Annotated in this window: 11 protein-coding genes; 8 read left to right on the top strand and 3 right to left on the bottom strand. The window is 44.9% G+C overall.

Going from position 1 to position 13549, the window contains the following annotated elements; genetic code table 11:
* Positions 1–52 precede the first annotated feature (52 nt).
* From FKN08_RS22790 to choV, 7 genes are all read left to right on the top strand, one after another.
* The gene (locus tag FKN08_RS22790) at positions 53–2101 is read left to right on the top strand and encodes a tetratricopeptide repeat-containing diguanylate cyclase (protein WP_170892910.1); all 2049 of its coding nucleotides are present in this window, start codon (positions 53–55) and stop codon (positions 2099–2101) included.
* Positions 2102–2625: 524 nt separating this feature from the next.
* Positions 2626–3225, top strand: a complete 600-nt coding sequence (betI, locus tag FKN08_RS22785) for a transcriptional regulator BetI (protein WP_005392557.1) — start codon at positions 2626–2628, stop codon at positions 3223–3225.
* 18 nt (positions 3226–3243) lie between these two features.
* A complete protein-coding gene (gene betB / locus FKN08_RS22780) occupies positions 3244–4704 on the top strand; it encodes a betaine-aldehyde dehydrogenase (RefSeq protein ID WP_170892909.1) in 1461 nt (486 codons plus the stop codon).
* A gap of 181 nt (positions 4705–4885) precedes the next feature.
* Positions 4886–6601, top strand: coding sequence for a choline dehydrogenase (gene betA / locus FKN08_RS22775; RefSeq protein ID WP_048624935.1), 1716 nt, complete (start codon positions 4886–4888; stop codon positions 6599–6601).
* A 38-nt stretch (positions 6602–6639) separates the two neighbouring features.
* Positions 6640–7578, top strand: a complete 939-nt coding sequence (locus FKN08_RS22770; protein WP_005392553.1) for a choline ABC transporter substrate-binding protein — start codon at positions 6640–6642, stop codon at positions 7576–7578.
* A gap of 78 nt (positions 7579–7656) precedes the next feature.
* Positions 7657–8499 (top strand): choline ABC transporter permease subunit, encoded by an 843-nt coding sequence (gene choW, locus FKN08_RS22765; protein ID WP_005392552.1) that lies wholly within the window; start codon positions 7657–7659, stop codon positions 8497–8499.
* Positions 8500–8501: 2 nt separating this feature from the next.
* Positions 8502–9680 (top strand): choline ABC transporter ATP-binding protein, encoded by a 1179-nt coding sequence (choV, locus tag FKN08_RS22760; RefSeq protein WP_170892908.1) that lies wholly within the window; start codon positions 8502–8504, stop codon positions 9678–9680.
* A 103-nt stretch (positions 9681–9783) separates the two neighbouring features.
* On the opposite strand, the gene FKN08_RS22755 is transcribed toward choV, so the two are convergent.
* Entirely contained in the window at positions 9784–10440 is a 657-nt protein-coding gene (locus FKN08_RS22755) for an NAD(P)H-dependent oxidoreductase (RefSeq protein ID WP_170892907.1), read from the bottom strand.
* A gap of 238 nt (positions 10441–10678) precedes the next feature.
* Here FKN08_RS22755 and FKN08_RS22750 point away from each other — a divergent pair, with 238 nt between their 5' ends.
* Positions 10679–11083 carry a globin gene (locus FKN08_RS22750; RefSeq protein WP_005392547.1) on the top strand — a complete coding sequence of 135 codons (405 nt, stop codon included), beginning with the start codon at positions 10679–10681 and terminating at the stop codon, positions 11081–11083.
* A gap of 84 nt (positions 11084–11167) precedes the next feature.
* On the opposite strand, the gene FKN08_RS22745 is transcribed toward FKN08_RS22750, so the two are convergent.
* Both FKN08_RS22745 and FKN08_RS22740 read right to left on the bottom strand, forming a co-directional pair.
* Positions 11168–11950, bottom strand: coding sequence for a slipin family protein (locus tag FKN08_RS22745; RefSeq protein ID WP_109169864.1), 783 nt, complete (start codon positions 11948–11950; stop codon positions 11168–11170).
* 10 nt (positions 11951–11960) lie between these two features.
* Entirely contained in the window at positions 11961–13337 is a 1377-nt protein-coding gene (locus tag FKN08_RS22740; RefSeq protein WP_170892906.1) for a nodulation protein NfeD, read from the bottom strand.
* Positions 13338–13549 lie beyond the last annotated feature (212 nt).

Raw genomic sequence — 13549 nt, 5'->3', positions numbered from 1 at the left:
AACCAGAATTCTCTATTACACTGAAGTAACTACCCATTAGGGAAGAGCAATAATGTCACTATTTCATTCGCTTAGGACGATGCCACTACTATTGGGGTGTCTGTGTCTTTCTATTCAGGCATCCGCAGAAAAGGTTGAACAAGAAGGTAAGTTTTTACAGTCGCTAGAAGGCATTGAAAATCAAATTTACGCATTACCTCAGAGCTCTTTGGCTTTGATTGAGGCGTTAGAAGAAGACTCTCTACTACAAAATCAACCAACAGAGCTACTGGTACGTTATTGGCTTGCAAAGTCCACGGTTCTAGAGCTACTTGGACGCGCGGAAGAGAGCCAAAACGTCGCACAAAAAGGGTTGGAACTTGTGCGTCCACAAAGCCATGAGTATCTCTTATTTAAGTTGATTCAGATGCGAACTATGGTCGGAAAGAGCGATATCGATACCGCGCTTTCTTCGTTGGATAGTTTGTTGGAAACATCGCGTGAAAATGGCGATAAGCAGCTCGAGTCTGAGATCCTGTTGCTAAAAGGACGTTACTACGATGAGCAGGGCGAGTTTAAAAAATCCTATGCCGCAATTATGTCGTCAATGGATGCGGCTGAGTCCTCTGGCGTTCAAGGATTGGTCGAACGGGCGGCGCTAGAGCTTGGTGACGTACTGGTCAAAATTCAGGGCTATGACCGTTCAGAAGCATTGTTGGAACAAGCGTACCGTTATTTTAGGGATAGACGCATGTCGTTCAATGAGCTGCTGAGCGTCTTAACGATAGCAAAGCTTCATAAGGCACAGTTCCAATACGAAGAGGCGATTGTATCGTATCAGAGAGCGCTAAAGCTCGCGCAAATCATTGGTGACGGGCGCTTTAGGTTTCGAGTTAACCTCGAGCTTGCTGCGTTATACCGTGAGACGAACCAAGAAAATAAGATGGTTCGCCACTTAAAGTTGGCGGAGAACTTACAGTATAGAGAAACCTCTAGCGCCTACTTAGCTACATTTAAGCTGTTGCAAGCCGAATATATGCTAGAACAGAAGCAGTTTGAGACACTTCTAGCGATGATCGCGCCTATGTTGCCGGAAATTATCGAGAGCCGATATGTTAAGCAACAGCAAATGGAACTACTAAAAGTGGCTGCCATGGCCTACGCGGGAAGCAATGACTTTAAATTAGCGTATAAAACTTACGGCAACTATCACGATAAATTCATCCAATTTAGCAACCAAAGAGAAGTTGAAAATCTTGAGCGTCAGCAGACGCTATTTGAGCTAGAAAGACTTGAATATGAGAACGAAGATCTCAACTGGAACAACGTGTTGCAGCGTATGGAACTGGAAAATAACCGTCGTACCTTTTATCTATTGGGTGAAGCGCTACTAGCACTCATTGGTGTTCTCTTTTTGATGGCAGTGGTATTCCTTGTTGTGAATCGATCACGTTTAAGAATGCGCCGCCTAGCAAAGACAGATACGTTGACAGGGTTATTCAATCGCCGTTTTTTAGAAGATTGGTTCACTAAACCCGTAGAGACGAAACGTGAACGCAAAGAAAAGCCGACGCCTCAATCTAAGCAAGAAAAGGTCCAGCATTTTGTGTCTGAGCAAGTCGAGCAAGTTAAGTACGGCTACCTAGCTTTAAACAAATGGGTGGATAGCAAGCTCGATAAACAGAAAATGGTGCCAAAGAAGCCGCAGTCGGGGCCGGTAAGTGTAGCGCTAATCGATGTAGATTATTTTAAACAGGTAAATGATACCTATGGACATGTGTTCGGTGATGCCGTACTAACAGGCGTTGCCAAAGTGCTAGAAGAGACGGTGCGTGAAAATGACATTGTTGCACGCTTTGGTGGTGAGGAGTTTGTTGTTGTGATGCCCAATACCGATCATGAAGACTCTCTCATTACCGCTGAACGATTACGTAGCGCTTTATCCTTACATGGGTTCGTCACGGAACAGAATGAAGAAGTGAGAGTGACCTGTAGTTTTGGTGTTGTGACGACTGAAGATAGCGAGATGAATTTTAAATCACTCTGTGATCAGGCGGATAAATTACTTTATCAAGCTAAAGCGGATGGACGTAACTGCGTGAAAGGGCGCAAGCTGACCTAATAAAATCAAGAATGCAGGCTCATCAAACGGTGAGCCTGGATTCATCCTCCTACTGATTACTTCAAAATCGCTTAAGAGTATCGAATTACATACTCATAGCGTTCAGTATTTTCTACTCGTTTTATCTCCCCCATTTTCAAAGTACTAATGTCACTTGTGTATACGAAGCTATAACACACGAGTGTGTCTGTTTTTTATACAAACAAAGCCGATACAGGTGAAATGATTAGTGGTCGATGTAAAATTTTTCTGGCGTGGATTTTTGTGGCACGAAAAACAATTCTCTGAAAGGTGTGTTAAAAATTGACACTTCAATAAGTTATTGGTTTATTTGTTTTTTTATTTGGATTTTTAAACACATCTTTGATTTTTACGACAAGTTATCGCATAGAAATTTTGCGTACACCATCAACTTTCCTTCCTTTGTTAATAACCTTTTTCTTAAAAAATGATTTGAGTTCGAACTAATTTTAAGGCATTTTATATTTAACTAACCGTTCAATTAAAAATAACAAGGACGCAAAATGCCAAAGGTGGGGATGCCTGAAATCAGAAAACCACAGCTGGTGAAAGCGACAATGTCAGTGATTGATAGAGTCGGTTTACACGCTGCGAGTATTTCGTTAATCAGCAAAGAAGCCGGAGTATCAACGGGGATTATCAACCACTATTTCGGTGGTAAGCACGGATTGCTGGAGGAAACGATGCGCGAAATCTTGCGTCAGCTTTCGTCCACCATCACGCAGAAGTTGCGTGAGCTGCCAAGCGATGCTCATCATCAGAGAATTAATGCCATCATTGACGGTAACTTTGTCGGCTATCAGGCAGAAAACCAAGTTGCTAAGACTTGGCTAGCGTTCTGGTCGTACTCAATGCATGACGAACAGCTTAAGCGTTTGCAGCGTGTCAATGAACGACGTTTATTGTCCCACCTAAGAAAAGAACTCAAAGCATTATTAAATGCAGAGCAGGCCGAACTGGTTGCTCATGGTATTGCGTCACTTATCGATGGTATTTGGCTGCGCGGAACGCTCAACCCGCAAGGCATTGATGCAGAAAGAGCGAGAATCATCATCAACGACTATCTCGACAAACAACTTACGTTTTATTCTGAAAAAATATAAAAGTCACAGGTCTTCAAAATGGAAATGAAAGCACACTATATCAATGGTGCGATGTACAACGGGTGTTCAGATGAGCACTTCACCACTTACAATCCGGCGAATGGTGAGCCATTGGCCAACATTAAACAAGCGAACCAAGACGATCTCGAAGCGGCGATTGAGTCGGCAAAGAAAGGTTTTGCTGCATGGTCAGCAATGACTGCGATCGAGCGTAGCCGTATTTTACACAAAGCCGTTGCCATTTTACGTGAGCGTAATGACGAGCTGGCTGCATTAGAAGTGGCAGATACTGGTAAGCCAATTCAAGAAGCTATCGCGGTTGATATAACAACAGGTGCCGATGTTCTTGAGTACTATGCGGGTCTTGCTCCAAGCTTGCAAGGTGAACAGCAGCCACTCAGCGAAGACCAGTTTTTCTACACACGTCGCGAGCCATTGGGCATTTGCGCAGGTATTGGCGCTTGGAATTATCCAATCCAAATAGCTATGTGGAAATCGGCGCCAGCACTGGCTGCGGGCAACGCTATGATCTTCAAACCATCAGAAGAAACACCATTAACAGCGCTTAAGCTAGCAGAAATTTATTCAGAAGCGGGCATGCCAGATGGCGTATTTAATGTCGTACAAGGGGATTACCGAGTAGGGCAGATGCTAACGGCGCATCCTGACATCGCAAAAGTATCGTTCACGGGCGAATCAGGCACCGGTAAAGTCGTCATGAGTGACAGCGCTAAGACACTAAAACAAGTAACGATGGAGCTGGGTGGTAAGTCTCCACTGATTATTTTTGATGATGCAAAGTTAAACGATGCCGTTTCTGCGGCCATGGTGGCGAACTTCTACACGCAAGGTGAAGTTTGTACGCACGGTACACGCGTGTTTGTTCATGAAGGTATTTATGATGACTTTATCGCACAACTTAAAGCTCGAACTGAGTTGTTAGTTGTCGGCGATCCGCTTGATGAGAACACGCAAATTGGCGCGCTGATCTCTAAAGATCATGAATCGAAAGTACTAGGAGCGATTGAAGCCGCGAAAGCGAGTGGCGCGACGTTACTGACTGGTGGCTACAAAGTAACAGAGAATGGCTTAGCCAATGGTAACTTTGTTGCTCCAACCGTATTTGTCGATTGCGATGATGACATGAGCCACGTTCAGCAAGAAATCTTTGGTCCGGTAATGTCAGTGCTGAAATTCCGTGATGAGTCGGAAGTGATTGCGCGTGCAAATGGCACCGATTATGGCTTGGCTGCAGGCGTATTTACTCAAAACCTATCTCGTGCCCACCGCGTGATTCATCAAATTCAAGCTGGTATTTGTTGGGTGAATACATGGGGCGACTCACCTGCGGAAATGCCAGTTGGTGGCTACAAACAATCAGGTGTTGGCCGTGAAAACGGTGTCGAAACCCTTAAACATTACACGCAAACGAAGAGTGTTCTGGTTCAGCTAAGCGACTTCGAAAGCCCTTACAAATGATACCAATCGTAGTAGATAACTGACCACTTTAGCTTGTTAAAATGCTCGATAACTGCGTTGTCAATTTTGATTGTAGGCTAACTACTTATCGAAAATTTCCGCCTTGTTCTCAAGCATTTTTCCTACGCTAATTTCGTTCACTTATCTACTGTGATTGGTATTAACTCCTAGGAGAATCAAAATGCAACAACACTACGATTATATCATCGTCGGTGCGGGTTCGGCCGGCTGTGTGTTAGCGGATCGCTTAAGTGAAAGTGGTCAATATTCGGTCCTATTACTCGAAGCGGGTGGGTCGGATAAAAGTATTTTTATCCAAATGCCAACGGCGCTTTCTTACCCTATGAACACTGAAAAATACGCGTGGCAGTTTGAGACAGTTGAAGAGCAAGGGTTGGATGGCCGTCAACTTCATTGTCCTCGCGGGAAAGTTCTTGGCGGTAGTTCGTCTATCAACGGCATGGTTTACGTTCGTGGACACGCTTGTGACTTTGACCAGTGGGAAGAGGAAGGCGCGAAAGGCTGGAATTATCAATCGTGTTTGCCTTATTTCCGTAAGGCAGAGTCTTGGATTGGTGGTGCTGATGAATACCGAGGCGATAACGGTCCAGTCGGCACATGTAACGGCAACGATATGAAGCTCAACCCGTTGTATCAAGCTTTTATTGATGCAGGCAAAGAAGCGGGCTACCCAGAAACAAAAGATTACAACGGTTATCAGCAAGAGGGCTTTGGCCCGATGCATATGACCGTTGACAAAGGCGTACGCGCTTCAACCTCTAACGCATACTTAAGCCGTGCCAAAAAACGCAAAAACTTCACCCTAATGAAGCGAGTGACAGTTCATCGCGTATTACTAGAAGAAACAGGCGCAGAAGGCAAGAAAGCGGTTGGTGTTGAATTTGAAAAATCAGGTTCAGTTCAGCAATGTTTTGCGAATCATGAAGTGATTTCGAGTGCTGGTTCGGTTGGCTCAGTTCAGCTGTTGCAGCTTTCAGGCATTGGCCCTAAAGAAGTATTAGAAAAAGCAGGCATTGAGGTGAAACATCCGTTGGAAGGGGTAGGTAAAAACCTGCAAGATCACTTAGAAGTGTACTTCCAATATCACTGTAAGCAACCTATCACGCTCAACAGCAAATTAGGTTTGGTGAGCAAGGGCTTGATTGGCACTGAGTGGATATTAACTCGCAAAGGCCTTGGGGCTACTAACCACTTTGAATCATGTGCGTTTATCCGTTCTCGTGAGGGACTAAAGTGGCCAAATATTCAATATCACTTTTTGCCAGCGGCAATGCGTTATGACGGACAAGCTGCTTTTGACGGTCATGGTTTCCAAGTGCATGTTGGACCTAACAAGCCCGAAAGTCGCGGCTCGGTCGAAGTTGTATCTGCGAATCCGAATGATAAGCCGAAGATTGAGTTTAACTACATTTCCACTGAACAAGATAAGCAGGATTGGCGTGATTGTATTCGCCTTACTCGCGAGATCCTCAATCAGCCAGCCATGGATGAGTTTCGTGGTGATGAGATCCAGCCGGGTCTGAATATCACAACGGATGAACAAATTGATGAATGGGTGAAGCAGAATGTCGAGAGTGCTTACCATCCATCTTGTACCTGCAAAATGGGCGCAGACAATGACCCATTAGCGGTTTTGAATGAGCGATGCCAAGTACGCGGTATTCAAGGCTTGCGTGTGGTGGACTCTTCTATTTTCCCAACCATTCCGAACGGTAATTTAAATGCGCCAACTATTATGGTGGCAGAACGTGCCGCGGACATGATTTTGGATAACGCCCTGGAAACGTCGAACAACGCACCAGTTTGGATTGCACCGAACTGGCAAGAGATGCAACGAATGCATCCGCCAAAAAGAGATCTCGATTCGATCTCATAAAAACGAAAAAAGTCAGTAATCATTACAAGGAATTCAATATGTCTAAGATGACAAAAATCTTCTCAACAATCGCACTAAGTACTTTAGCAACAGGCGCTTATGCCAACCAATGTGAAACGGTACGTTTTGCAGATGTAGGTTGGACCGACATTACGGCGACCACCGCCGTGACATCTGAGCTGCTAAAAGGGTTGGGGTACAAAACGAAGACCGATCTACTATCGGTACCTGTTACTTACTCTTCTATGGCCAATGGCGATATCGACATTTTCCTAGGTAACTGGATGCCAACGATGGAAGGTGACATCGCGAAATACCGTGATGCAGGTACCGTTGAAACCGTACGAGCGAACCTCGTCGGCGCAAAATACACACTCGCGGTTCCAAAATACGTTTATGACGCAGGCGTGACCAACTTCGCTGACCTAGTAAAACATGCCGACAAATTTAAAGACCGCATTTACGGCATTGAACCAGGTAACGATGGTAACCGCTTAATTCAGTCAATGATTGATAGCAACGCATTCGGCCTAAAAGACTTCAGCCTAGTCGAATCCAGTGAAGCTGGCATGGTGTCTCAAGTATCACGTGCTGCGCGCCGCAACCAATGGATTGTGTACCTAGGTTGGGCCCCGCACCCAATGAACAGCAACGTTGAAATGGAATACCTAGCGGGTGGTGACGACTTCTTCGGCCCTAACTACGGCGGCGCGAATGTCTACACAAACGTACGTAAAAACTACCTTGCTGAGTGTCCAAATGTAGGTCAGCTAGTGAAAAACCTAGAATTCAACCTAGAAATGGAAAACGAATTGATGGAAGCGATTCTCAACCAGAAGCAGAAACCGTCGAAAGCAGCGCAAGCATGGTTGAACGCAAACCAAGAACAAATTGAAGCGTGGCTAGAGGGCGTTAAGACGGTGGATGGTCAAGACGCAGTAACAGCAATTACAAACTATTTAAAAACTAACGCTTAATTAAGCAGTTTTTAAGCGCGTTTTTTTGAAAAAGAAAGTGGGCAGTCATGCCCGCTTCATTAACACAAAGGTTTTATTTTGAATTTTATTACGGACAACAAACTACCGTTGGGCCAATGGATGGAAACTGGCGTCGATTGGTTAACCATCAATGCATCGGGTTTCTTCGATGCAATCTCTATTACACTTGAAACGATCATTCTTTTCGTGGTGGACATTTTTAAATGGATGCCACCTGCAGCGCCAATCATTATGACGGCGGCAATTGCTTGGTTCTTACACCGCAGCATTCCGCTTGTTGTATTCATCGTGTTGGCCTTGCTCGCAATTCTCAACCTTGGTTACTGGCAAGAAATGCTGGAAACCTTTGTCCTTGTGTTTGCAGCGACAACGATTTCCGTATTAATTGGCGTGCCGTTGGGCATTATGGCGGCACACCGTCCTTGGTTATACACTTTGTTGCGACCAATCCTCGATTTGATGCAGACCGTACCGACATTCGTTTACCTAATTCCAACCTTGGTTCTGTTTGGCTTAGGTATTGTCCCTGGCCTAATCTCGACCATCATTTTCGCTATCGCTGCGCCAATTCGATTGACGTACCTCGGTATTATTAAAGTGCCGGAGGAGTTACTTGAAGCGGGCAAAGCATTTGGTGCAAGCCGCATGAAGTTATTGTTTAAGGTGGAATTACCTGCGGCATTACCAAGTATAATGGCCGGTGTTACGCAATGTATTATGTTGTCTCTTTCTATGGTAGTTATTGCGGCTCTTGTTGGTGCTGATGGACTTGGTAAGCCAGTCGTACGTGCACTGAATACCGTAAACATCTCGCAAGGTTTTGAAGCGGGTTTAGCGATTGTACTCGTCGCCATCATTCTTGACCGCTTGTGTAAAGCACCAAACCAGAAGGAGGCTTAATCATGGACGCTATTACTATTCAAAATCTTGATGTGGTTTTTGGTCAGCAGCAGTCACAAGCGTTAGCACTACTAGACCAAGGCAAGTCTCGACAAGAAATCATCGACGAAACCGGCCAAGTGGTTGGGGTTGATAATGTTTCGCTGAACGTGAAACAGGGTGAGATCTGTGTTTTGATGGGGCTTTCAGGCTCGGGTAAATCAAGTTTGCTGCGAACAGTTAACGGGTTGAACGAAATTTCTCGTGGCTCTCTGAAAATTAAAGACGGCGACGACATGGTTGAGCTCTCTAACTGTGACGAACAGAAGTTGCGCCACCTTCGTACTCACCGCGTATCCATGGTGTTTCAGAAGTTTGCATTGATGCCATGGTTAACAGTATTAGATAACGTTGCGTTTGGTCTAGAAATGCAAGGCATTGGCAAAGCAGAGCGCCGTAAAAAAGCGCGTGAACAGCTCGAAATGGTCGGTTTGTCTGAGTGGGAAACGAAATTCCCACACGAGCTCTCTGGTGGTATGCAGCAGCGTGTTGGCCTAGCGCGAGCGTTCGCGATGGACACAGATATCTTGTTAATGGATGAGCCGTTTTCAGCGCTTGACCCATTGATTCGTGCTCAGCTTCAAGATGAATTGATTCTGCTTCAAGAAAAGTTAAACAAAACCATTCTTTTTGTGAGCCACGACTTGGATGAAGCGCTAAAAATCGGTAATAACATCGCCATTATGGAATCAGGAAAGTTGATTCAACACGGCAAGCCCGAGCAGATCATTCTTGCTCCAGAAAACGATTATGTGGCTGACTTTGTAGCCCACACTAATCCATTGAACGTACTTAAGGGACGCTCTTTGATGCGTGACGACTTAGTTCGTGAAGATGAGCGTGTACTGATTTGCCCTGACAAAGATATTTGGGTGACCCAAGAGAGCAAAGGCTTAAGCTTAGCGGGTACAGATAAGTCGTTGGTTCAATGGAAGAGCGATTCTTCGAACCTTAATGAGGTAAACGAAAATTCTCTGGTTCAGGTTAGCCCGGAAATCAGTATGCGAGAAGCGATTGAGCTTAAGCAGCGCAGCAATCAGCCTCTGCTTATGGTGGAGGACAACCAGTTAGTTGGTGTGTTAAGCGACAACGAGCTTTACGATGCATTGCTTGGTAACTTTAAGTCCGAGCAAGTGGCATAAAGTTAGAGTAGAGTTGAAGCCAAGCTAAAAAAGAACCGCACATTAGTGCGGCTCTTTTTGGTTTAAACAATGAGTTAAATAGTTAAGCTAAGGAAACGGTCGATTATAGAGTCGTAATTACATCATCCATCGCAAGGCGAGCTTTTGGTAGACCATGATTATAATCTTCCCCGTCTTTGTGGTAGCCAATCGCCAGTGCAACTTCACAGACATGGCCTTCTAATTCTTCTTTGAATACTTCTCCAATCAGTGTTGGATCTACACCTTCCATCGGCGTTGAGTCAATACCCAGACGAGCCAAGGTGTGTAGTAGATTGCCTAGCGCTAAATAGACTTGTGCTTTTGTCCAGTTTCCGTTAAAGCCATTTTCATCCGTATTTGTATCGGCAAAAGCGTAGGCGCCCATAAAGTTGTTGTACATTTCTGCCGGTAGGTGGCCAGACGTTACTTCGGCATCCACACGTTTCGCGAACTTCTCTTTGGTGAAGTTTGGATCGTACGCAAACAGAATCGTATGTGATGCGGCTTTCGCGTGTGGCTGGTTAAATTGGTGCATATTTGCAAATGTATCGTGGAAACGTTGCTTGGCCTCATCACTTTCAATCACGATGAATTTCCACGGTTGCGAGTTAATCGAAGACGCTGAAAGACGGAGTGCTTCTTTGATGATTGCCATATCTTCTTGAGAAACGCGTTTAGTTTCGTCGTATTTTTTAGCAGTGTAGCGGCTGTTTAGATCAGTAATGATTTGATGAGACACGTTTGTATCCTTTTTATTTTTGTGACAAATGAGGATGCGCTTAGCATCGACAACCATGCGTACCTCGAATATGGATTCATAATACGGGATATTTTTTCATTGATAAGAGGGCGTTTATTTGAATCACTTTTTACTTTTTATTGAAAATTGGTGTGCTTCATAGGGTTAGGCATCATCATTTAGATGCTTTTGATGATTATTAAATTACACTCATATTAAGAGAGTAATGGAGAACAACATGAACGTGATTCAAGTTTTCAACGATAGTTATGAACGTTGTATCGCGAACCAAGGCTTTTTCGACTTGTTTTACAAGAATTTATGGTCAAAAAGTACAAGCTTCAGACAAAAGTTTGATGGTGTCGACATGCACCAACAGGTGCGAATGCTTAGAGGATCTATCGTGTTTTTTATGATGGCCGATACCTCTAACGAGGCGCACAAGATGGTGGAGAAATATGGTAAGAAGCATGCGAGTTCCGATATTGGCATTGAACCACAGGATATTGATGTTTGGTTTGAAAGCCTTATCGAAACGGTTCAAGAGTGTGATTTTGAATACGACGATGATGTCGAAACAGCGTGGAGAGCTTGTTTTAACACAGGTTTGTCGGTAATGAAGCGGGAGTGCTCCAAACACTAAAAGAGAAACTAAATGCTCTTCGAAAACAAGCAAGTTAAAGCAAGGAAGTAACGTGTAAACAGCTTACTTCCTTGAGTATGGCTTTTATTTGTCTTGTGTCTCGTTATTCTTTTTTACCGCTTCGGCGATATCACTGACGGCTTCGACAAGGTTGATCGGCATAGGGAAGATAATAGTCGATGTTTTGTCTGTCGTGATTTCCGTGAGTGTCTGCATGTAACGCAATTGCAGCGCATTCGGCGCTTCGTTGAGCATTTGAGCTGCCTCTTTTAATTTATTAGAAGCTTCTAACTCACCGGTAGCGTGAATGATTTTCGCACGACGGTTACGTTCTGCCTCAGCCTGACGCGCTAGCGCTCTGACCATGCTGTCATTTAAATCAACATGTTTGACTTCAACCGTGGCAATCTTGATGCCCCAGTCATCAGTCTGTTGATCGAGGATGGATTGTAAATCCTTATTGAGACGCTCGCGCTCTGAAAGTAATTCATCCAGTTCATGCTGGCCTAATACTGATCGCAGCGTGGTTTGCGCTAACTGGCTGGTGGCATCGCTGTAACTTTCAATGTTGTTAATTGCCATTTGAGGATCGACTACGCGAAAATAAACAACCGCATTGACGCGCACAGACACGTTATCTTTGGTTATCAAGTCTTGTGTCGGCACATCCAAAACGACAGTACGTAAATCCACCCGTACCATTTGTTGGATAAATGGGATAAGAATGATTAAGCCAGGGCCTTTTACTTCTTGAAAGCGACCAAGAAAGAATACAACCCCACGTTCATACTCTCTCAAAACCTTAAACATTTGGGTCGCAAGTGCGAACAACAGCACCACGATCACCGCAACAGTATAGAGCATCATAAAGCGCCTCCTATTTATTTTGGCGGTCATCAGGCATCACGGTTAAGGTCAGCCCTTTCACATTCACAATGGTGACATGATCACCTTGTTTGAGTTGTTGATGGTCTTTGGTTTTGGCTCTCCATAGCGCACCGTCAAGTTGAACGCGCCCTTCGCCATCGATAAAGTCATCGCTCACGACAGCGATTTTCCCAGGGTAAGTTTCTAAACCTGTTGTCACACGTCGTCGGCGTATTTTGAGCAGCAGGCCGACCGTCAACACGATCAGCGCGACAGAAAAGATAGAAATACCGAAAATTAAAGGAAGGGCGATCTGAAATCCTGGTAACTCACTGTCCATGAGGAAGATGGAACCGAGCACAAAGGCGACAACGCCACCTAAGCCCAAAATGCCAAAGCTCGGGCTGAATGCTTCCGCGATCATCAGTGCAATTCCGAGTAACAGCAGACCAAGCCCAGCGTAGTTCACAGGCATCATTTGTAATGCGTACATGGCGAGGAGCAAACAAATACCACCCAACACGCCGGGTAAGCCAATGCCTGGGTTGTAAAACTCAAGAAGCAAACCGTAGATGCCAATGAGCATCAGGATGTAGGCGACGTTTGGGTTTGTGATAACGGCTAGCATTTCTGCTCGCCAATCGGGTGTTCTTTCAATCCATACGGGATTTTTCAGTGACAATGTCACATCGCGATTGTTAACTTTAACAGTTTGTCCATCAATGGCTTTGACTAAATCCTCTGGTGAGTTGGCTATATAATCAATAACGTTTAACTCCAATGCCTCTGTGGCGTCCAAACTCGCTGCTTCGCTCACTGCTTTCTCTGCCCAATCTGCATTTCGGCCATGAAGCTTTGCTAAGCCTTTAATATAGGCTCTAGCATCATTAATCACCTTTTTCTCCATCGCGGTTTTCGCGGGAACTTTCTCTGAACTTTCGTTGGTTCCTTCTGACGTTTCTTCCGCGTTTTGATCTTTGCCATCATCCGATGAAGGGGGCTGAGGAGCACCACCTAACGCGACGGGTGTTGCCGCGCCAAGGTTGGTGGCTTCAGCCATGGCAGCAACGTGGCTGGCGAGTAAAATGTATGTCCCTGCGCTAGCCGCTCTAGATCCTGACGGGCCAACCCAAGTCGCAATTGGAGTGGAGGAGGTGGTAATCGCGTGAATAATATCTCTCATTGCGCTGTCTAAGCCGCCAGGAGTGTCCATCTCTAAGATCACTAAACTGACACCGTTGAGTTGCGCTTCTTCTATCTCACGAGACAAATAGTCGCTGGTAGCAGGACCTATAGCGCCTTTGACGGGAACAATCCAGACAGTATTGGCCAGTGCTTGACTAGCAAACAATAGTAAAGGTAAGACCCATATCCATAGTCGTTTCATGCAGTCCTCCTTGTGCGGTCACAGGGACTTTTTGAAAACCTAATTCAAGTATATACGCAGTAATACTAGTGCAAATAAGTAATTGATCGTAAGCGTCTTTAAATCGACTCATTCAATCCTTTTAATAAACGTCGTAACCTTTAACTTTTATCGTTAAAGGTACTCGAAAATGTCTCAGCATAGATCTCAGCAAGAATGGCTACGCCTTGTTC

It is taken from the genome of Vibrio sp. 1-2 (7-a), assembly GCF_013048515.1.
Classification (GTDB): Bacteria; Pseudomonadota; Gammaproteobacteria; order Enterobacterales; family Vibrionaceae; genus Vibrio; species Vibrio diabolicus.
Note: the sequence above shows the minus strand (reverse complement) of the source record. Positions and strands in the feature narration are given on the sequence as shown.